18 protein-coding genes are annotated in these 20,835 nt (G+C 57.4%); 4 read left to right on the top strand and 14 right to left on the bottom strand.

Annotation, left to right across the window (positions count from 1 at the left end):
* Positions 1 to 23: 23 nt before the first annotated feature.
* Positions 24 to 1,706: an IS1634 family transposase gene (locus tag MGLY_RS09250; protein ID WP_422880108.1), complete on the bottom strand. Its 1,683-nt coding sequence runs from the start codon at positions 1,704 to 1,706 to the stop codon at positions 24 to 26.
* A gap of 146 nt (positions 1,707 to 1,852) precedes the next feature.
* On the bottom strand, positions 1,853 to 2,914 hold the full coding sequence (gene splB, locus MGLY_RS09245) for a spore photoproduct lyase (RefSeq protein WP_156276335.1): 1,062 nt from the start codon (positions 2,912 to 2,914) through the stop codon (positions 1,853 to 1,855).
* Between the two features lie 25 nt (positions 2,915 to 2,939).
* Here splB and MGLY_RS09240 point away from each other — a divergent pair, with 25 nt between their 5' ends.
* Positions 2,940 to 4,358: an FMN-binding glutamate synthase family protein gene (locus MGLY_RS09240; RefSeq protein WP_156273255.1), complete on the top strand. Its 1,419-nt coding sequence runs from the start codon at positions 2,940 to 2,942 to the stop codon at positions 4,356 to 4,358.
* 60 nt (positions 4,359 to 4,418) lie between these two features.
* Here the strand turns inward: MGLY_RS09240 and MGLY_RS09235 are convergent, their stop codons facing one another.
* Positions 4,419 to 5,633 (bottom strand): D-alanyl-D-alanine carboxypeptidase family protein, encoded by a 1,215-nt coding sequence (locus MGLY_RS09235; protein ID WP_170291001.1) that lies wholly within the window; start codon positions 5,631 to 5,633, stop codon positions 4,419 to 4,421.
* 194 nt (positions 5,634 to 5,827) lie between these two features.
* Here MGLY_RS09235 and MGLY_RS09230 point away from each other — a divergent pair, with 194 nt between their 5' ends.
* Positions 5,828 to 6,481 carry an HD domain-containing protein gene (locus MGLY_RS09230; protein WP_156273251.1) on the top strand — a complete coding sequence of 218 codons (654 nt, stop codon included), beginning with the start codon at positions 5,828 to 5,830 and terminating at the stop codon, positions 6,479 to 6,481.
* Here the strand turns inward: MGLY_RS09230 and MGLY_RS09225 are convergent.
* The 6 genes from MGLY_RS09225 to MGLY_RS18495 are packed head-to-tail and all read right to left on the bottom strand — an operon-like array spanning position 6,438 to position 12,005.
* Complete coding sequence (locus tag MGLY_RS09225; RefSeq protein ID WP_246187294.1) at positions 6,438 to 7,184, bottom strand: ABC transporter permease; 747 nt, start codon at positions 7,182 to 7,184, stop codon at positions 6,438 to 6,440. The genes MGLY_RS09230 and MGLY_RS09225 overlap by 44 nt on opposite strands.
* A 48-nt stretch (positions 7,185 to 7,232) precedes the next feature.
* Entirely contained in the window at positions 7,233 to 7,973 is a 741-nt protein-coding gene (locus tag MGLY_RS09220) for an ABC transporter ATP-binding protein (RefSeq protein WP_156273247.1), read from the bottom strand.
* Positions 7,970 to 8,953, bottom strand: a complete 984-nt coding sequence (locus MGLY_RS09215; RefSeq protein ID WP_156273245.1) for an ABC transporter substrate-binding protein — start codon at positions 8,951 to 8,953, stop codon at positions 7,970 to 7,972. Before MGLY_RS09215 ends, MGLY_RS09220 begins: the two co-directional genes overlap by 4 nt.
* 27 nt (positions 8,954 to 8,980) lie before the next feature.
* Positions 8,981 to 9,838 carry a UbiA-like polyprenyltransferase gene (locus tag MGLY_RS09210; RefSeq protein WP_156273243.1) on the bottom strand — a complete coding sequence of 286 codons (858 nt, stop codon included), beginning with the start codon at positions 9,836 to 9,838 and terminating at the stop codon, positions 8,981 to 8,983.
* Positions 9,825 to 11,261, bottom strand: coding sequence for a menaquinone biosynthesis decarboxylase (locus tag MGLY_RS09205; RefSeq protein ID WP_156273241.1), 1,437 nt, complete (start codon positions 11,259 to 11,261; stop codon positions 9,825 to 9,827). Before MGLY_RS09205 ends, MGLY_RS09210 begins: the two co-directional genes overlap by 14 nt.
* Positions 11,262 to 11,270: 9 nt before the next feature.
* Positions 11,271 to 12,005: a globin-coupled sensor protein gene (locus MGLY_RS18495; RefSeq protein ID WP_156273239.1), complete on the bottom strand. Its 735-nt coding sequence runs from the start codon at positions 12,003 to 12,005 to the stop codon at positions 11,271 to 11,273.
* Positions 12,006 to 12,142: 137 nt separating this feature from the next.
* Here MGLY_RS18495 and folE point away from each other — a divergent pair, with 137 nt between their 5' ends.
* Positions 12,143 to 12,700 (top strand): GTP cyclohydrolase I FolE, encoded by a 558-nt coding sequence (folE, locus tag MGLY_RS09195; RefSeq protein ID WP_156273237.1) that lies wholly within the window; start codon positions 12,143 to 12,145, stop codon positions 12,698 to 12,700.
* Between the two features lie 31 nt (positions 12,701 to 12,731).
* On the top strand, positions 12,732 to 13,103 hold the full coding sequence (gene folB, locus MGLY_RS09190; RefSeq protein WP_156273235.1) for a dihydroneopterin aldolase: 372 nt from the start codon (positions 12,732 to 12,734) through the stop codon (positions 13,101 to 13,103).
* 12 nt (positions 13,104 to 13,115) lie between these two features.
* Here the strand turns inward: folB and MGLY_RS09185 are convergent, their stop codons facing one another.
* From MGLY_RS09185 to leuS, 5 genes are all read right to left on the bottom strand, one after another.
* Entirely contained in the window at positions 13,116 to 14,714 is a 1,599-nt protein-coding gene (locus MGLY_RS09185; RefSeq protein WP_156273233.1) for an NAD(P)/FAD-dependent oxidoreductase, read from the bottom strand.
* Positions 14,715 to 14,817: 103 nt separating this feature from the next.
* The gene (uppP, locus tag MGLY_RS09180) at positions 14,818 to 15,603 is read right to left on the bottom strand and encodes an undecaprenyl-diphosphatase UppP (protein ID WP_156273231.1); all 786 of its coding nucleotides are present in this window, start codon (positions 15,601 to 15,603) and stop codon (positions 14,818 to 14,820) included.
* Between the two features lie 196 nt (positions 15,604 to 15,799).
* Positions 15,800 to 16,435 (bottom strand): ComEA family DNA-binding protein, encoded by a 636-nt coding sequence (locus MGLY_RS09175; protein ID WP_156273229.1) that lies wholly within the window; start codon positions 16,433 to 16,435, stop codon positions 15,800 to 15,802.
* Positions 16,436 to 16,688: 253 nt separating this feature from the next.
* Entirely contained in the window at positions 16,689 to 18,137 is a 1,449-nt protein-coding gene (locus MGLY_RS09170) for a sodium:proton antiporter (protein ID WP_170291000.1), read from the bottom strand.
* 90 nt (positions 18,138 to 18,227) lie between these two features.
* Positions 18,228 to 20,717: a leucine--tRNA ligase gene (gene leuS / locus MGLY_RS09165; RefSeq protein ID WP_156273225.1), complete on the bottom strand. Its 2,490-nt coding sequence runs from the start codon at positions 20,715 to 20,717 to the stop codon at positions 18,228 to 18,230.
* Between the last annotated feature and the right edge of the window lie 118 nt (positions 20,718 to 20,835).

The raw sequence follows: 20,835 nt of genomic DNA, 5'->3' as shown, positions 1-20,835 counted from the left end.
ATCGGCTTTTTGGGCGCGTGTTACTAGGGACCCTTTCTGGCCTTTGTTTCGACCGCGATTATTTGCGGCGGTTCCTTTATCCCAAGGGTCTTGAAGATATGCTGCTGTGGCGGGGTTGTTTCCGTCCTTTGGAGTACCCTGCCCTCAGGACCAACAAATTCGCCCAGGTGCATGCGTTCCAGGGTCTGGCGGATGTTCCGCCAGCTATCCTGCACTTTCGTTTCAGCTACCCGGATTAGGAGCAGTCCCAGCCAGCACAGGAGGACGTGAGCATGGATGCGGTCGCTCAGGCGATGATAGACCGGCCGCAGCTCTAAGGACTGCTTCATGGTGCGGAAGGCATCCTCTACCTCAAGCAGTTGCTTGTAGCCGAGGGCCACGTCTTCAGCACTTATGGTATCGTCCGAGGTTCTTAAAAGGTATTTGCCGTCCAGCTTCTCTTCAGCTTTCACCCTGGCCGCATCGATATAGGGTTGTCCCTTCTTGTCGGTCTTGAGATAGCGGCCATAAGTGGGATGGGCAATGAGCTGGCAGCAGGCTTTAGTATGGGGTTCGCCTTTGAGGTCCCCAATGGCCGCTAATTCTTCCTTGAGGCGGGCCAGGATTTTCTCCCGCTCCAGTCTGTCTTTTTCTGCTTCTTTAGGGTTACGTACCAGGATATATCGTACCCTTTTTTCGCCGTCGCCGACGATAACTTCTTTAACTTCAAGGTTATCCTTGACAGTTTTGTAACGGCCCGGCCGGGCAAGGGCCTCTGCCACCGTATCCTTGCCGCTGCGCATCTTTTCGCCGGCAATGTAGTGGCCGCCGGCGCGCTGGAGGTAACGAAGGTTGTCTTCCGAAGCAAAACCGCGGTCGACAACAGTAATGACCCGGCCCAGTTGCCAGCCCACCAGGTCCTTTTTGACTTGCTCGATTACCGCCATGTCGGCGGTGTTACCCGGCCAGACCCAGCAGCGTACCGGCAGGCCCTCCCTGGTGACAGCCAGGCCGATTACCACCTGGGGTAAATCCGGCCGGTGGTCCTTGGAGTTGCCTTTACGCCGAAGGTGCTGCTTATGGTCCTCCGGATTATCCTCCTCTTCCACTTCAAAGTAGGTGGAGGTGGTATCGAAGTACAGGAGATCGACTTCCAGGTTGAAGAGGTGGGCCACGGAGAAGAAGATATCCTTTTGCAGTTCTTCAGCAGCCTCCAGTAAGAAGTCCATGGCTCGGTAAAGGTTTTGCACCGGCACGTCCGGGAGGCCGGGAATGAAAACATCGTGGCTGACCCAATCCTCGGTCTTAAGTTTACTGGCCGGGTTCAAAGCCCGGTTGGCTACCATAGCGAAGATGGCTCGTTCTACCGGCGCCTGGAACTTACGTTTGGCCAGCAGCCCGGCTAAAACGCGGTTGATACCCAGCTGGTTCCAGAGCTCGTTTAACACCCAGGCGCCACCTATAGGCCGGCTGGAGACAAAAGTTAGGGGAGCGCTGCCGTTTAACTCTGCCTGGGTGCGTAAAGCCTCTTCCGGTCCCAAAAAACGCGTAATACTCTTTACCAGGCGGACCAGGGCTTCCCGGTCTACATCCTCTTCGCGGCCGAAGTTGAAGAGTACTTTGGCTTTCGGGTAGCCGGCCTTGGGGTCCCAGACGTTGTGGGCAAGCTGGATATAACGGACAACAGAGCCGTCCTTGTTTTTGCGGGAAATAGTTCTTATGTACATGTCTATATTATAGCGCATGTACTACATTACCATCAAGTTTTAATCCCGAAATCGTGTGCCTATGTGATTTTTGATTTTTGAGCTCTCCCAAGATCGGGAAACGTTGATTTATAAGGGTTCTTCATCTGAAAAGCAGTCATTTTTGCCTAGCAACTGTCGAACTCGGGGTAACCGAACTGGCCGTATTTGAAACTACGGCCCTCTTCATCTAGAGGTAATTTTGTATTGGGAAATAAAGTTTCTATAGTGGTCTTCGCCTTTTTAGTGAAACGATGGGTTATTAATTCCAGGGTCAGATCGTTGTGTTCTGCAATTAAAGGTTGCCGGGCAATTTCTTCAAAGAGAGCCCGGTATTGCTCTTGCCAGCCGTCCAGGTAAAATATGGGGGCTATGATAAAACCCGGAAGGTAACCGGCCTTTACTATTTTAAGGGCTGCTGCCAGCCGTTCTGCCAGCGGCGGCGTACCATGCTCAAAACGCTTAATTATATTTGCGGCGTTAATACTAAAACGAAAGCGGGTATGACCCCGGTGGTCTAATCCCAAAAGGTTTGCAACATCGGTAAATTTGGTGACAACGCGCAAGCGCCCCAGGGGTTGATTACCCATAAATTCAATGGTACGGGCCAGATTACCGGTATATTTTTCTACCGGAAGGGGGTCTGAAGTAGCTGCCGCTTCAAAAACCGTAACCTCTGGTTTTCTGCGCTCAATATATTCCGCGGCCAGCTCCAGAATCTCACTCAAATTTACATAAATTCTCTGGTAAGGCCTGCGTCCAAAATGAGTAAACAGGTAACAGTACTCACACATTGCCGGGCAACTGGTAGCCAGGGGCAATTGGTAGTGGGCCGAAGGTTTACAGGTTTCTAAATGCCTGCTTCGTCTTACCCCCACCACCAGGGTTCGTTTGGCTTCCACGAAACTTTCTTGAACTGATTTACCCGGGACACAAATTACCCGGTTGTGGGATGGAGTAAAGTGTATCTCGAGCCCTTTTTGACGGAAAGCATGATATAGTTTTTTACCCAGAGGATAATTGAGGGCTGCCGGCTCAAAAACAACCCGTTTAATTTCAGCGCTCGTTTTTATCACCTGCCTGGCCCTAGTCTGTCCAGTTCCAGGTGGCAATATTATTCCGCCGCAGCGGGGTCGCGGTAATGACCGGAGAATATAATTTTCTCCTTGAGGGAGATACTGATAATACATTGTCCACAAGGGAACGGATCGCCAGATGGGAAATAAAAAAGCCGGGACTATCGATCTCTGGAAAGCGGCTCTGGGTTCGGCCGGCCTGACCTTTTTGGGGCTATGGCTTTTCAGCCGCCCCCTGCTGAACCGCTTTCACGATTCTTTTCTTAAAACCGTGATGACCGATCCCTATGAAGAGAATTTCTGGGAGTTGGTTTCGGCCGCCACCCGTACCGGTCTCCAGAAAATTGTTGAGACCAATTTGCGGGCCCAGCAGGGGCAACTCCTCCAGAGACCTTTCGGCAGCCCCTGGCGTTTCCCCGGTACGGACGGCCTTGTTTTTAACCTGGCGCAGCTGGCCAGGCTGCCTGTTGAGGAAAGTGTTCCCGTTGATACAAAGGTAACCCTGGGACCGCAGGCCGCCAGGCCCCTGCAAATAAGCATGCCGATTATCGTGTCCGGCATGGCCTACGGGCTGGCCTTAAGCGAAAAGGCCAAGATAGCCCTGGCCAGGGGAGCCAGCCTGGCCGGTACCGCCACCAATACCGGCGAAGGGCCTTTCTTGCCTTCCGAGAGGCAGGCTACCAGGCACCTCATCGTCCAGTACAGCCGTGGCGGCTGGAATCATAACCCCCGCATACTCCAGCAGGCCGACATGGTGGAAATCCAGTTTGGCCAGGCAGCCAGAGGCGGCCTGGGCCACAGCAGCAATTATGACGAGATACCTCCCCAAGGCCGTCACCTGCTCGGGCTCAAGCCCGGCCAGGCGGCTGTAACTCATGCCCGTATGCCCGGTATCAAAGATCCGCAAAAAGACCTGCCACCCCTGGTCACCAGGTTACGCCACCTGACCGGGGGCGTTCCCATCGGTGCTAAAATCGGTGCCGGCAATGACCTGGAGCAGGACCTGGCCATCCTCCTGGAAGCAGGCGTCGACTTTATTGCCATCGATGGAGCCGGGGCGGCCACCAAGGGCTCACCGCCCATTATCCAGGATGACTTTGGCGTGCCCACGGTCTATGCCGTCAACCGCGCGGCCACTTTTCTAAAAAAACAGGGGGTAAAAGACAAAGTAAGCCTGATCGCCGGCGGCGGGCTGGTTACCCCGGGCGACTTTTTAAAAATCCTGGCCCTGGGGGCCGACGCCGTATATATCGGTACCATCGCCCTCTTCGCCCTCACCCACACCCAGGTCTTAAAAGCCATGCCCTGGGAACCTCCGGTCCAGGTAGTCTTTGCCCAGGGGCGCTATCAGGACCAGCTGAATGTAGACAAGGCGGCCCATAATCTGGCCAATTTCTTAAGGGCCTGTAACGCCGAAATCATGGCAGGGGTACGCGCCCTGGGCAAACAATCCGTCCGGCAGGTCAATAAGACCGACCTGGCGGCCCTGGACCCGGTCACGGCCAGGGCCTTAGGTATTCCCCTGGCTACCCGGGGTAGAAGCGGCTGCCTCTCCTGATATGGCCGGGTAGCTGCGCGACCAGCGGGGGCTGGCTGCGGCCCGGGTGGCCTTATGGACTCAAGGGTAATCGCTGAAAACCCGGCTCCGGAAGACCCGCCGGCGCTGCCGCTTCACCTGCGCCTGGCGGTATAAAAGGAAGAAGGCCCCCAGCGCCAGGCTCAGCCGCAGCCACCAGTCACTGAGACTGGGGGGCCGGGCCGGGATGGGCTGGCGGTTAATTACGTCCACGCGGCCTACTATTTCCCCATCCTGCCGGAAAACCATCTCCCCTACCCGGGTACCAGCGGATAGAGGCCCTTTGAGGGGAGATAATTGCAGTTGCCCGGTGGGGGGACTACTATTATCATTTTTGCGGACTACAGCCAGGTCACCGGCCGCGGCCAGTTCTATCTTTTTCCCGTTGCCCGGGTCAATTACGGCTACTATCTCACCCTGCCGGACCAGTTGAAAAGAACGGAACTCCTTAAAGCCGTAGTCCAGGAGAGCGGCCACGTCCTGCTCGGCCGCCCGGGCACCGGGCTCGTCCAGGACAACGGCAATAAAACTCTGCCCCTCCCTGGTCGCTGAACCTACCAGGGTAAAGCGGGCCTCGGAAGTATACCCGTTTTTGACGCCGTCGGCACCTTCATAGTTCCAGAGGAGCCTGTTCTGGTTGACCAGGGTTGTTTCCCATTCCTGGCCGTGCCAGGGCCGGGTTCTGGTAGCTACTATGCGGCGAAAGGTTTCATCCTGCATGGCCGCCCGGGCAATGATGGCCAGGTCCCGGGCCGTGGTATAATGGTTAGGGTCTGACAGGCCATTGGGAGTGACAAAGTGGGAATTTAAGGCGCCCAGTGAGGCGGCCTTTTCATTCATCAGCCGGGCAAAGCCTTCCATAGAACCACCATAATGTTCGGCTATAGCCAGGGCAGCATCGTTACCGGAGTTAAGGAGCATGCCGTAAAGCAGGTTTTCCAGGGTGACTTTCTCCCCTTCCACCAGGTAGATACGGGTACCGTCAACCCGGGGAGGATTTGGTCCCACAGTGATCACATCATCTAAATGGCCTTTTTCCAGGGCGATCATGGCGGTGAGGATTTTGGTGGTACTGGCCGGGGCCTTGCGTTCGTCGGGATTTTTCGCGAAGAGCACCTTTCCCGTAGCTGTATCCATCAGTACCGCTGCCGCTGCCGTAAGCCCGGGGGGGCCGGCAGCGTCTGCGGCCAGTGCTGGTAATGCTCCGGTGCAAAGGAGGAGCAAGCTGGTAGCAATGAGGAGAGAAAATTTTTTCACTATCCTTGCCGGTGGCATTGATCCTGGTAATCCCCTTTCTTGCTGAAACTTTTTCTCCGCCCTGGTCCAATTTTCCTACCGGAGCTACAATTTGGTGCAAGGTAAATTTTACATTAAGATGTGATCTCCATCATAGCAACCTGGAAGCCTGTGTATTAGTATGCAGGTAACATTTGCGAAGGGGGGACCCAAAAATGAGCCTGGGACGCTGCCCCGGCCAGGACCGGCGTTACTGGAAGCCTGGCGATATTTTCGAGGAACCCTGCCCCCACTGCGGCGGCCTGATTGAGTTCTGGAAAGACGATGTCAACTTACGCTGCCCCCATTGCCGCAAGCTGGTAACCAACCCCCGCTTTGACCCCGGCTGTGCCGCCTGGTGTTCCTACGCCAGCAAGTGCCTGGGCGAAATGGCCGCCGTTTACCAGCGCCAGCCCCGGGTGATCCGCGATAAGCTGGAAGTGGAAGCCCGTAAAATGCTTTTCAACCAAAGGGAATTGTTAAACCTGGCCTTAAAGGCCGCCGGCTTTGCCGAAAAAATAGCCCGGGAAGAAGGCGTGCAACCCCTGGTAGCCATCGCGGCCTGCCTGTTCTACGACCTGGGTGCGGGCGGAGAAAAGGCAGGAAACGCTGCCCTGGCCCGGGAGATCATGACCAGGGTTGGCCTCGAACGAGACATTATTGAACAGGCGGTAAAGATTATCGCCGCCGGGGAGACGGTCCTGGACGACCCCGCCTGGCAAGTCGTCCAGGATGCCCGGCGCCTGGCTGAAACAGAGGCCGGAAGCTGGAAGCCGGGGCGTCTATCTACAGCCGCTGCCAGGGACAAAGGAGATATTCCAGGAAATTAAGCAACATATACAGTACCAGCCCCATGCCGGCCATGGCCAGGATCCCGGCAAACATGGCGCCGTAATCGGCCCGGAACAGGCCGTCAAGGATAAAATAGCCCAGGCCGCTGTTGCCGGCAATGGTTTCACTTAAAAAAAGAACGGCAATGGCGCTGCCCAGGGAAATGCGGCTGGCAGTAATGATCTCCGGCAAACAGGCAGGTAAAATCACCTGGCGGTAGAGGCTGATTTTCCCGGCCCCCAGGGAAGCAACGGACAGCAGCAGCTGGGGCGGGATCTGCCGCGCTGCGTCCCGGGTCGTAATAAGGATCTGGTTGACAATGACCAGGAAAATGACCAGCATCCTGGTGCCGTCACCAATGCCTAAAAGGACCATGGCTACAGGTAACAGGGCCACCTTGGGAACCGGGTACAGCAAATAGACCAGGGGTGCCAGGAAGGAATCAAAAGCCGGGTGGCGGCCGGCCCAGAGGCCTAAAGGTACAGCTATTATAAGGGCCAGGGCCAGGCTCCCCAGCACCCGGTAGGTGCTGATATAAAGGTGCCGGGCCAGTACCGGCCATCCCACCTTAACCAGGCTCTGGAGGGCCGGAAAGGGACCCGGCAGGCCCGGGTTGTTAATAACGACTGCCAGGAGCCACCAGAGGCCAAATAAAAAAAGAATGGACGCCAGGTAGGATAGGGCCCGGCGGGAATCCGGCACGGCACTATACACCTCCCCGCGACACGGTGCTAATATTAGGTGCTACATTTATTTTCGCAGGAGCTGGCGCACCCGGGAGCAAAGGTGATGGAATTTAGTGGTAAAGCGGTAGTCCCCGCTTCCCGCCCCCGGGTTGGCCAGGACCGCCTTCACCTGTCCCGGCGCCCCTGTCAGGATAATAATTTGCTGTCCCAGGAAAACGGCTTCCTCGATGTTATGGGTAACCAGCACGGTAGTCAGCCGGCGCTGGTTTTGTATTTCGACCAGGGTCTGCTGTAAACTCTCCCGGGTCAGGGCATCCAGGGCCGAAAAGGGCTCGTCCATTAACAGGACATCCGGCTCCAGGGAGAGGGCCCGGGCAATGGCCACCCGTTGTTTCTGGCCGCCGCTCAACTGGGCCGGGTAGCGTTTCTCCAGGCCGGCCAGCCCCAGGCCGGCTAGGAGGGGCTGCAGGCGCTCCTGTTGCTGGCGGGCGGTGAACTTCCGTAAAGCCAGGCCCAGGGCCGCGTTTTCCCACACCGTTTTCCAGGGCAAAAGGCCGTAATCCTGGAGAATAATCGCCGTCCGCTGGCGCGGCTTTGTTATTCTTTCCCCGCCGATCCATATTTCTCCCCTGGCAGGCTGCAGAAGACCGGCCAGCAGGTAGAGCAGGGTTGTTTTCCCGCAACCCGAAGGGCCTATGAGGACGCAGGTTTGCCCCGCCGGCACGGTGAGGTTAATGTTAACCAGCGCCGGTACGGCCCCCTCACCGGTATAATAGGTGTAATCAAGGTTAAAAACCCGGATCACTTATTCTCCCTGCCGCCAGGGACAAAGGTGGGGTCCACCAGTTCTTCGTAGCTGTACGCCGCCGGCAGTAATTTTTTCGCCACCATCCATTCCTGGACATCGGCCACTTCGGTCTTTGCCGGTACCTGGGGTGGTGAAAATTTAGGCGACAAATACGTATCCTTGAGCTCTGCGGGAATCCTGGCCCTGGTAATAAATAGCTCCCGGTACTTATCCGCATGGCTGCTTACCAGGCCGGCCGCCTCGGCATAAACCTGCAACAGCTTCTTGATGGCTGTCGCTTTTTCTTTGAGGGTTTCTTCCCGGAAGATAAGGACCACCTGGGACAAATTGCGGTTAATTTTCGTATCGTCCAGGATGACCCGGCCGCCCTTTTTCTCGGCCAGGGTGGCAAAGGGATCGGGCAGGAGGGCCGCCTCCAGCCTGCCCCCCAGGAGCAGCTGCAGGCGTTCCGGGATCTGGGGCACGGCCACCTTCTGCACGCTTCCGGGTTCTACCCCCGCGCCCTGCAGGAGCCTGTCGGCGACATATTCAATGATGGTATTTTCCGAAATGCCCACGCTTGCTCCCTTGAGCTGTTCCGGGCGGCTGACAGCGGAACCAGGCCGGGTGACCAGGGCAAAGCGTCCTTCGGCGGGTGTTGCCCCCATGGTCAGGGAGACGATTTTGACCGGCGTCCCGCCTTTCCGCAATAGGGCCGTAGCCACAATGTCCGCCACTTCACCGTCGATGCTTTTGGCCTGCAGGGCCAGGTCGCGGTCCCGGGCACTGTTGAAGGGGACTAACTCGACCTCCAACCCGGCCCTGGCAAAAAGGCCTTCCTGCTCAGCTACAAAAAAGGGGAAGTTGTCTTCCACCGGGATCAGGCCCAGCTTCAGGCTTTCCTCTCCCTCGCCCTTACCTGCCGGTACCTTGCAGCCGGCTGCCATCAAAGCCAGGAACAGGATGAGCAAAAAGAAGATTAAGCGTTTCCCGCCCATTTTTTCACTCCTTTTTCCAGCTTCCTTTCAGCGCCAGGTTAACGCCAGCAAGGTAAAGACAAACATGAGGACGCTTAAATAGCCATTCAAGTTTAAGAAGGCCAGGTTTAAGCGCGACAGGTCTTCCGGGGAAACTAAACGGTGCTCATAGATTAAGACCACGGCCGCCAGTAATACCCCCAGGAAATAGATTAAGCCCAGGTGCAGGAGCAAGCCCACCAGGGCCAGCATCAAGATGGCCAGGGCGTGCAGCCAGCGGGCGATGATCAGGGCCCTGGCCTTGCCAAAACGGGCCGGTATAGAGTGAAGGCCGTAACGCCGGTCAAAATCGTAATCCTGGCAGGCGTAGATAATATCAAACCCCGCCACCCAGCTCCCCATGCCCAGGCCCAGGACTATGGCCGGCAGGTCGATGGCCGCCCGGACGGCCACCCACGCTCCCACGGGGGCCAGGGCATCGGCCAGCCCCAGGACCAGATGGCAGGCCCAGGTCCAGCGTTTGGTATAGGAATAGATCACCAGGACAAAAACGGCAATGGGCAACAGCTGCACGCAGAGCCGGTTGAGTTGCAGGGCAGCATACAATAAAAGGCCAAAGGAAAGAAGGGTATACAGCCACACTTCGGCTACGGACAACAGTCCCCGGGGCAGGGCCCGGCCGGCCGTGCGCGGGTTCAAGGCATCAATATGGCGGTCAATGAGGCGGTTTAACGACATGGCTGCCGTCCGCGCCCCGATCATGGCCAGGGTAATCCAGCCAAGCTGGGCCAGGGCCGGCCTGCCGCCGGCCGCCAGGAAAGCCCCCAGGTAAGCAAAGGGCAGGGCAAAAATGGTATGCTCAAACTTGATCATTTCCAGGAAGATCTTTAACTTACGGCAGGCCATAATCACGCCACTTCCTGTCGATGAGTTCTAAAATCTCCCGGCTCATGCGCGCTTCCCGGGGCCAGGGCCGCGGGTACCCTTCCTCCGGCAGTTTCCGGGTGGCATCCAGGCCCATCTTGCTACCGTAACCCGTATAGGCCGAGGCATGATCGAGGATGTCCACCGGCCCGTCCACGATTACCGTATCCCGCCTGGGTTCAATGTTACCCAGGACCCGCCAGCGCACTTCACCAAGATCATGCACATTCACCTCGTCGTCAACGACGATGATCAGCTTGGTAAACATCATCTGCCCCATGCCCCAGAGGGCGTGCATGACTTTGCGCGCCTGGCCGGGATAACTCTTGCGGATGGCGACGATAACACAGTTGTGGAATACCCCCTCGGCCGGAAAGTTAATGTCGACAACCTCCGGTAGCTGGAGCTGGATCAGGGGCAAAAAGAGACGTTCCGTTACCTTGCCTAAATAGACATCTTCCATGGGCGGCGGCCCCACCACCGTGGCTGGGTAAACGGCCTGGCGCCGCCTGGTCAGGCAGGTAAGGTGAAAAACCGGGTAATAGTCGGCCGGCGAGTAGTAACCTGTATGGTCGCCGAAGGGGCCTTCCAGGCGCCTTTCATGGGCGTCCACATAGCCTTCCAGGATGATTTCCGCCCGGGCCGGGACCTCCACATTCACCGTTAACGCCGGGACCATCTCCACCGGTTCCCGGCGTAAGAAGCCGGCGAAAAGCATTTCATCAAATCCCGGCGGCAGGGGGGCAGTCGCGGCATAAATCACGGCCGGGTCGGCCCCCAGGGCTACGGCTACTTCCAGGCGGCCCCCGCTCCGGCGCAGGTGTTCCGCCCCTTCCTTGTGGATGTGCCAGTGCATGCCCGTGGTGCGGTCATCAAAAACCTGCATGCGGTACATACCTACGTTGCGGCGGCCGGTAACAGGGTCGTGGGTGAAAACCAGGGGCAAGGTAATAAAGCGGCCGCCGTCTTCCGGCCAGAGCTGCAGTACCGGCAGTTCCGCCAGGGAAGGGGGGTCAACCCGCACCTCCTGGCAAGGGGCGGTTTTGACCCGGCGCGGCAGGTAGCGGCCCAGCTCGGCCAGGCGCGGCAGGTGTTTTAGTTTTTCCAGCCAGCCGCCGGCCGTCGCAGGTAAATCAAGTAAAGCCCTTAACCTCCCGGCCGGTTCCTCAAGGTCGGCGATCTGCAGGGCCGCCTGCACCAGCTCTATACTACCGAAAAGATTGGTGGCCACAGGTAAAGGGGAACCCTTAACCCGTTCAAAAAGCAGGGCCGGCCCCCCTTTTTTTACCACCCGGTCGGTTACGGCGGCGATTTCCAGGACCGGATCGACTTCTGCCTTCACCCGGTGGAGCATCCCTTTTTGTTCCAGGTAGGCAAGGTAAGCCTGTAAATCCTCATGGGCCAATGTTCTTCATCACTTCCCCGTTTGCTGCATCCTGGCCAGGACGCGGTGGTTCTCCTGGACCTTCTGGGTGATATCTTTAGCCGACTGGGAAGTCCGGGCCGCCAGGTCCCGTACCGCCTGGGCCACCACCGAAAAGGTGCGGCCGTGCTCCCCGGCCCGGGCCGCTTCAATGGAGGCATTGAGGGATAGAATCTTCGTCTGCTCGGCAATATCGCCGATAATCCTGGCTACGGCGGCGATTTCATCATGGAAACGGGTCAGGTGCTGGAGCTGGTCAATAATATAGCTTTCAATGGCCAGCTGCATGTCAAAGACAACCCTTTTGGTGAAGGCCTCCAGCAAGCGCAGGGCCAGATCAGGATCATCACCGTGGTACTGCCAGATAATGCGGTGAAGCTCACTGAAGTAAAGGCGATAGGCCCCCAGGTACCACTTGGGATAGAGGCCGATTTCCTGGTGCTTCTTACCAATGCGTAGGCGCCAGGATATGTATTCTTCATCGATGGCCGGGGAGGTAAGGCTGATAAAATAGGCCTTCTGTGTCTGGGAGAGTCGCTCTATCGTACTGTGGTTTTTAATCAAAGCATCCAGGTAAGGGTACTGAACAAGCTGGTCATAAAAGCTTTTAACTACAGTATCAGCTTCTTGCATGAAAATATCTCTTTCCGCGTGCATCAGGGCCAGTTCCGCCTCGCCAATACCCAAAAAACGCAATTGCTCGGCATAGGTAGCCGCAATGGTCATATTTCCACCCCCGCATTCTCCTGGATGAAACATATTTCGCTTTAGAAAGCCATTTTCCTTCTAAGTACAATTGACTGGCCGTAAGATATATGTTTTAATGACAAAAAACAGCGGTCAAGCGCCGGGGAGGAAGAAACATGGATAAAGAAAAAATCCGCCAGGCGGTAAGGATGCTTATTGAGGCCGTAGGCGAAGACCCCGAGCGGGAGGGCTTAAGGGAAACGCCGCGCCGTATTGCCGATATGTATGCCGAGATCTTCGCCGGTATCAACCGCGACCCGGGGGAAGAATTGACGGTTGTCTTTGATGAGCACCATGAGGAAATGGTGCTGGTCAAGGATATTCCCCTCTATTCCGTCTGCGAACACCACTTCCTGCCCTTCCTGGGTAAAGCCCACGTGGCCTATATACCGCGGGGGAAGATCACGGGCCTTTCCAAGCTGGCCCGGGTAGTGGATATCGCCGCCCGGCGGCCCCAGGTCCAGGAACGTTTAACATCACAAATCGCCGATATTATCATGCAGAAGCTGGACCCCTACGGCGTGGTGGTCGTCATTGAAGCCGAGCATTTATGCATGAGCATGCGCGGGGTCAAAAAGCCCGGCCACCTGACCATCACCTCCGCCGTCCGCGGCCTTTTCCGCCGCGACCAGGCCGCCCGGGCGGAGGCCATGGCGCTGATCCGGGGCAAATAACCGGTGAAAACCGGCCATCAGGGAGGACGTTATGAGTAAGGATAAAATAATCCTGGACGGGCTGGAATTCTATGCCTTCCACGGCTGCCACCCCGCCGAGGAACAGCTGGGCCAGCCCTTCATCGTCGATGCCGAGCTTTACCTGGACCTGGCCCCGGCCGGGCAGGCTGATGACCTGCAGGCCACGGTTAATTACGATGCGGTTTATCGCCTGGTCCGGGAGACCGTTACCGGGCAACGCTTCAAGCTCCTGGAAGCCCTGGCCGAGGCTGTGGCGCAAAAAATCCTCACCGGTTTCCCGGTGGAGGAAGTGCTGGTGCGGGTAAAAAAACCCCGGGCACCCCTGCCCGGGACCTTCAATTACGCCGCCGTAGAAATCCGGCGCCGCCGGCAAGGCTCCTAGCCTTCCAGGCAACTAATCCAGCGGCCGGTAGCGGCTGATGATGGCTTCGGCCACCTTAAGGCCGTCGACGGCGGCGGAGACAATGCCCCCGGCGTAACCGGCCCCTTCGCCAGCCGGGTACAGGCCCCCGGTACTGGCCTCATAGTTGTCATCGCGCCAGATGCGTACCGGGGAAGAACTGCGGGTTTCCACGCCGGTCAACACCGCGTCCGCCAGGGCAAAGCCGTAAACCTTGCGGTCAAAGACGGTTATGGCTTCCCTCAAGGTGGCTACTACATAGGCAGGCAGGCATTTTTTTAACTCCTGGAGGGTTACCCCCGGGCGATAGGTGGGCCTTACCTTTCCCAGTTGTCCAGAAGGCCGCCCGGCCAGGAAGTCGCCCACCAGCTGGACCGGGGCATGATAATTTTCCCCTCCCAGCTGGAAAGCCAGGCGTTCCCAGCGGCGCTGGAACTCGACCCCGGCCAGGGGGTGATCGTCGCCAAAGTCCTCCGGCGTCACTCCCACCAGCAGGGCGCTGTTGGCGTTTTCGCCATCGCGGGCATAGGTGCTCATGCCGTTGGTAACCACGCCGCCGGGTTCCGAGGCGGCAGCCACCACCGTGCCCCCGGGGCACATGCAGAAGGTATAGGCCGAACGGCCGTGAGGTGAGTGGTAGGCCAGTTTATAGTCGGCCGGCCCCAGGCCCTCCAGGCCGGCAAATTTTTTATACTGGGCATGGTTGATCAACTCCTGGGGGTGTTCAATGCGTACCCCGATAGAAAAGGGTTTGGGGCCGGCCTGCACCCCTCGCTCTACCAGCAGGTTAAAGGTATCCCTGGCGCTGTGGCCGCAGGCGAGAACGGCCACCGTTGCCGGCAGCATTTCCGTACCATTTATAACCAGGCCTTGCAGGCGATTGTCTCCTGTTGCGATATCACTAACCTGGGCGTTGAAATGAACCTCACCCCCCAGGCGGATTATTTCGTGGCGCATATTTTTAACAACGAGCCGCAGGATATCGGTGCCGATGTGGGGCCGGTAATAATAGAGGATTTCCTCCGGCGCCCCGCATCGCACCAGTTCCTCCAGGACGTAGCGGCAGCGATGGTCGTTAATTAAAGTCGTCAGCTTGCCGTCGGAGAAAGTACCGGCGCCGCCCTCACCGAACTGGACGTTGCACCCGGGATCCAGGAGCCCTTCCTGCCAGAAGCGGGCCACCACCCTGGTCCGGGTATCCACATCGGCCCCCCTTTCCAGGAGGACGGGCCGGTAACCCGTGCGGGCTAAAAGCAGCCCGGCAAAAAGACCGGCCGGCCCGGTGCCGATAATTACCGGACGGTGGGGTAGTTTCTCCCGGCCCGGTTTGACCGGCCGGTAGACGGGGAGGGCCGCCCGGGAGACGGTTTTATCGCCGGCATGTTTCTTTAACAGGCGGCCTTCATTTTTTACCCTGGCATCCAGGGTATAGACCCAGTAGAGCATCTGCCGGGAACGGGCATCCAGGGACTGGCGGTAAATGGTAAAGCCCTGTAAGTCCCGGGCCAGTATGCCGAGCTTTTGCAGAAGGGCGGCCTGCAGATCCGGAACTTTATCTGTTACTGGTATCTTGATACCTGTGACTCTAAGCACTGCCTCACTCCCTTCCTCAACCAGCTGGTATAATGGCCGGCAAAGGTATTGTACCCCCGCAACAGCAAAAAAGCTGCCCCCGCGGGCAGCCAGGCCTGATTTTTTAGCGGCGTAGCCAGAATACGGCCACCACCAGGACGGCCAGGAAAATCCGGTACCAGGTGAACAGCAGGTAACTGCCATGGCGCAGGTAGCGGAGCAAAAACTTGATGGCTAAAAAACCGACGACAGCTGCCGTCAGGACCCCCAGGATAAAGGACAGGTTGATAGCAGCCAGGGTTAAATCCTTTAACTGCAGCAGGGCCGCCCCGGCAATAATCGGCACCGACATGAGGAAGGAGAAGCGGGCTGCCGTCTCGCGCTGCATCCCGGTCAGGAGAGCGGCGGACATGGTAATCCCGGAACGCGAGACGCCGGGGATAATGGCCAGGGCCTGGGAAATACCCACAATAATGCTGTCGGCCAGGGTAATATCATCCATTTGCCGGGTTTTGCGGCCCACCCGGTCGGCCCACCAGAGGCCAATTCCCATCAAGGTGAGGGTCAAAGCAATGAGCAGGGGTGAACGGAAAACCGTCTCGGCCTGTTTTTCCAGGAGATAGCCAAAGATGGCCCCCGGGATGGAGGCAACGACCAGGTACCAGAAAAGGCGTCCATCCAGGCTGCGAGGCTGGGACAAGCCGCAGATAACCAGCTCGACAATGTCCCGCCAGAAATAAGCTACCACGGCAATGAGGGTACCCAGGTGCAGGGCGACGTCAAAGGTTAAGCCCGGGTCGGGCCAGCGGAAAAACCAGGGCAGCAAAACCAGGTGGGCGGAACTGGAAATGGGCAAAAATTCTCCCAGGCCCTGGGCCAGGCCCAGGATTATTGCCTGCAGGACATTCATAGTACTAACTCTCCTTTAGCAGGACTGATTACAAAGCAAGTTTATCCCTACCCAGCCCTTATGTCAAGCGTTCTCCCACCGGCTTTATATACCAGGCCGCACCAGTAATATCCCGGAAAAAAATGGCGGCACCTGTTTTCGGCAGCTATTTTGCCGGCTCGTGAGGCACGGCGAAACAAAAAACGGCCCCCCTACCCTAGCGGACCGTTATCAAATCCTTCAGGTCGGCAAATTTTTTGGGGCCGATACCGCCGACATTTTGCAGGTCTTCAATCGTCCGGAAAGGACCCTTCTGCGTCCGGTAATCCAGGATGCGCTGGGCCAGGGTTGGTCCAATACCCGGCAGGGTGTCTAATTCGGCCAGGGTGGCGGTATTAATATTAATTTTCCGGGCACCCCCACCTGCAGTTGCGCTACCGGGCGGATTACCCCCCTTCCCCGGCGCTGCTTCCTCGCCCTGCCGGGGAACGATGAGCTGCTGGCCGTCATTCAAAGGAGCGGCCAGGTTCAGGGCGTTGGGGTTGGCTTCCGGCAGCAGCCCGGCCAGGCTCACGGCCTCGTTAATCCTGGCCCCGGCGGGAAGTTCATACACCCCCGGCCTTTGCACCGCCCCGGCCACATGGACCTGGATGGTTGCCGCCTCCCCCGGAGCAGCGCCAGATTTAGCGCCACCGGTGGCCCCTGCTGCCTTTTCATCCCCCGGCACCACCGCGGGAAGTTTATCTCCCCCCTGCCGCTCCTGCCAGCGGCCGTACTGGAGACCGGCACCAAAGAGGATGGCCGCCACCAGGGCTACAGCCAGCCAGCGCACGCGACCGTCCCATTCCCACATCTTCCTATCACCCCGGCAAAAACTGCCTTGACTTTAAAGATGAACCTCGCTTTTCCCTGCAGGTACCACCCGGAGCGCATGGGTCCCCCGTCCAGGTAACTTTAAACTACATTTAACCATCCTTACCGGGACATCCCCGCTTTCACTCCGCTTCCACTCCGTTTTTTGAACTAAAAGATCATAAAGTAATATTTAATTCCGGTAAGAAAGCAATTTTCAGCCAGGATGCCTTACCCGCCTATTCTTCTGGCAATCAGCGGAAAAAGATTAAAGTGTCCATGATAAAGAGGGGGATCAAAATACCCGCCGACCAGGCCATATAGCCGAAGAAGCTCGGCATGCGAATGTTATTCTCCTCCGCTATGGACCGCACCATAAAGTTGGGAGCATTGCCGATGTAAGTATTAGCCCCCATGAACACCGCTCCACAGGATACGGCCATTAACATCTTGGGGGCCACTATCCCCAGAGTGGTCGGCACGCCGCTGGCGGCTCCCAGGCTGGCGGCGGTGGTCAAAAATACCAGATACGTGGGAGCGTTATCCAGGAAGCTGGAAAGGGCTCCTGCCGCCCAGAAAAATTGCGCCGGGTGGGTTAAGCCCAGTTCAGCGCCGCGGGCGTGGAGGATGGCCAGGGCCGGGATCATGGTCATGAAGATACCGGCAAACAAGGTGGCCACTTCCTTGATGGGGCCCCAGGTGAAACGATTATCTTTACGAATATCCATAGAAGTAGTTTTCCATGACAGGAAGGCTGCCAGGAGAATGGCCAGGTCGCGGATTATATTCGTGTAGGGCAAGACCACTGCTTCCTCCCCGTGCCGGTACAGGGTGATACCATAGAGGGCGCCTGTTTTCAGATCGGCGAAGGCGGGGTTCTTGGCCAGGATGCCGCTGGTAATAACCGCAGCAAGAATGATGCCGAGATAAATAAGATTGTGTAACCCCTCTACACGCAAGGGTTCCCGCTCGTTCTTCAGTTCCGGGACGCTTTCTTTACGGTAAAAGTAACTATCCAGGATATAATACAAGGCCAGGAGAATAATTACATTAAATCCCATAGGGACAATTAATCGCATTGTCCAGAAGAAGGGTACACCCCTTAAATATCCGAGGAACAGGGGCGGGTCGCCCACGGGTGTCAGGGAGCCGCCGATATTGGATACAAGAAAGATAAAGAAGATAATTATATGGGCCTTGTAACGCCGCCACTCGTTGGCCCGGATCACCGGCCGGATCAGGAGCATGCTGGCTCCCGTCGTTCCCACCCAGCTGGCCAGGGCGGTGCCTACCAGCAGGAGCAATACGTTCACGGCCGGGGTCCCCTGCAGGGTACCGCGGAGGATAATTCCTCCCGAAACTACAAACAAACCGAAGAGAAGAATGATAAATGGAAGGTAATCAAGCAAGTATACTTCCAGGGCCTGGAAGAAAGCGGTCCCACTGCCGAAGGCAATTAAGAAGGGAATAAAGAAAACCAGGGCCCAGAACGCGCTTACCTTGCCCATGTTGTGCTCCCACCAGTGGCTGTTAACCAGCGGGAAGATAGCAATAGACAGCAACATGCCTACAAAAGGCAATACGCTCCACCAGGGTAAAAGATGGCCCAGTTCATTTCCTCCAGAGGCCCAGGCCACCCCGCTCAAGGAGAGAAAAGAGCCGGACACCAGCAGCACTAACAGTAGAAGTCGTTTAAGAGCCATCCCTTCCATCCTTTCTCCAGTTTCCCTCGATAGGGCAACTTTTTAACCAAACTAGAGCCATTTTTCCAGCCTTTTTGACGAAAACAGCTTTTAACTCGCCCAGCGGGCTACAACATTGACCAGCTTATCCGGCACCACGATGACCTTCACCACCTGCTGGCCGGCAAGGAGGCTGGCCACTTTTTCCCTTTTTAAAACAAGCTTCTTAACCTCTTCTTCCGGCAGCCCCGCCGGAACCTGCATCCGGTCCCTAACTTTACCGTTGATCTGCACCACCAGGGTTACCTCTTCCTCCACCAGGGCCGCGGGGTCATAAGCAGGCCAGGATTCCAGGTGGACGCTTTCCCGGCCCCCCAGGCCCTGCCAGAGCTCCTCGGCAATGTGGGGAGCAAAGGGGGCCAGCAGGGTAACCAGCTTCCGCAAAACCTCACCCATCAGCGGCAGGTTTTGTTCATTTTCAGCAACGGTGTCCTGGTAACGGTAACAGCCGTTGACCAGCTCCATAATGGCACTGATGGCCGTATTAAAGTTAAAGCGCTGCTCGATATCCTCGGTAACTTTTTTGATGGTAGCATGGAGGAGCCGCCAGAGCTCACGGTCGGCGGGAGCGTTCACCACGGGGGTGCCGCCGTCCCGGCGCACGGCATCGGCGTAAGCGGCCACTAAGCGCCAGACCCGGTTTAAGAAGCGGTAGCAGCCCTCCACTCCCTGGTCGCTCCACTCCAGGTCCCGCTCCGGAGGGGCAGCAAAGAGGATAAAGAGGCGGGCGGTATCGGCGCCATAGCGCTCTATTATTTCTTCAGGGCTGACAACATTCCCCTTGGATTTGGACATCTTGCTGCCGTCCTTTAAGACCATCCCCTGGGTTAGCAGGTTCTGGAAGGGCTCCTCCACCCCCAACAGGCCAAAGTCGTACAGGGCCTTGGTAAAGAAGCGGGCATACATGAGGTGCAGGATGGCGTGCTCCACCCCGCCGATATACTGGTCCACATTCATCCAGTAATCAACTTTATCCCGTGCAAAGGCCCGCTCCTGGCTGTGGGGGCTGGTGTAGCGCAGGAAATACCAGGAGGAGCAGACAAAGGTATCCATGGTGTCCGTCTCCCGCTGCGCCGGGCCACCGCACCGGGGACAGGTGGTGTTGACAAACTCGGGGCAGTTCTTTAAGGGCGATTCCCCTGTCGGTTTAAACTCTACCCCCTCGGGCAGGATGACCGGCAGATCTTCTTCGGGCACGGGTACCAGGCCGCAGTGGTCGCAGTAAATTATGGGTATGGGCGCGCCCCAGTAACGCTGGCGGGAAATCAGCCAGTCCCGCAGGCGGTAATTCACCCGGGCCTTACCTTTACCAGTGCTCTCCAGGTAGGCAGTTACCTTGCCGATGCCCTCCCGGTTGGGCAGGCCGTTGAAGGGACCGGAGTTGACCATGATGCCGTCCTCGACGTAGGCGGCCGTCATGGTGGCGCCGTCAAGTTCCTGGCCTTGGGGCTGGATAACCACCTCGACCGGCAGGTTGTACTTGCGGGCAAATTCGAAGTCCCGCTGGTCATGGGCCGGTACCCCCATGACCGCCCCGGTACCGTATTCCATGAGGACATAGTTGGCGATCCAGATGGGTACCCGCTCGTTATTGACCGGGTTGATGGCATAGGCCCCGGTAAAAACGCCTTCCTTTTCCTTCTCGGTAGCAGTCCGGTCCAGGTCGCTTAAATAGCGGGCTGCCTGGACAAAGCCGGCTACTTCCTTTTCCTGGGGTGTCCCCGCTGCCAGCTTCGCCACCAGGGGATGTTCGGGAGCCAGGACCATATAGGTAACCCCGTAGAGGGTGTCCGGACGGGTGGTAAATACCGGTATTTCTTCATCGCTGCCTTCCACCCGGAAAATAACCTCCGCGCCGGTGCTCCTGCCGATCCAGTTTTCCTGCATGATCTTTACTTTTTCCGGCCAGCCGGGCAGCTGCTGCAGGTCGCTCAAAAGCCGCTCGGCATAAGCGGTGATGCGGAAAAACCACTGCTCCAGGTCTTTGCGCATAACGGGGGTATGACAGCGCTCGCAGGCGCCGTCAACTACCTGCTCGTTGGCCAACACCGTGACGCAGGAAGGACACCAGTTGACGGCGGCCTTTTTGCGGTAGGCCAGGCCGTGCTTGTACATCTGCAGGAAGAGCCACTGGGTCCAACGGTAGTAGTTGGGGTGGCAGGTAGCCACCTCCCGATCCCAGTCGTAGCTGATGCCCATGGCATGGAGCTGGCGGCGCATGTTGGCGATATTGCTCCAGGTCCACTCCGCCGGTGGAATCCCCCGGTGGATGGCCGCGTTTTCCGCCGGCAGGCCAAAGGCATCCCAGCCCATGGGATGGAGGACATTGTAGCCCTGCATGCGTTTAAAGCGGGCTACCACATCGCCGATGGAATAATTACGGACATGACCCATGTGTAAATTCCCGGAAGGATAGGGGAACATCTCCAGGCAGTAAAACTTGGGCTTGTCGCTATCTTCTGTTACCCGGTAAAGGTCGCTTGCTTCCCAGCGGCGCTGCCATTTAGGTTCGATTTCCTTAAAATTATACCTTGCTTCCATAACCAGTCACTCCTAAAGTTTACCCTAAAATAACTGCGCACCAAGCTGGCATTGTTTTTGCTCGCTCCAAACAAATGCCAGCCCGTTATTTTAATCCTTCTGCTGGTACCGCATCAGC

The organism is Moorella glycerini (assembly GCF_009735625.1).
Classification (GTDB): Bacteria; Bacillota; DSM-521; order Neomoorellales; family Neomoorellaceae; genus Neomoorella; species Neomoorella glycerini.
Note: the sequence above shows the minus strand (reverse complement) of the source record. Positions and strands in the feature narration are given on the sequence as shown.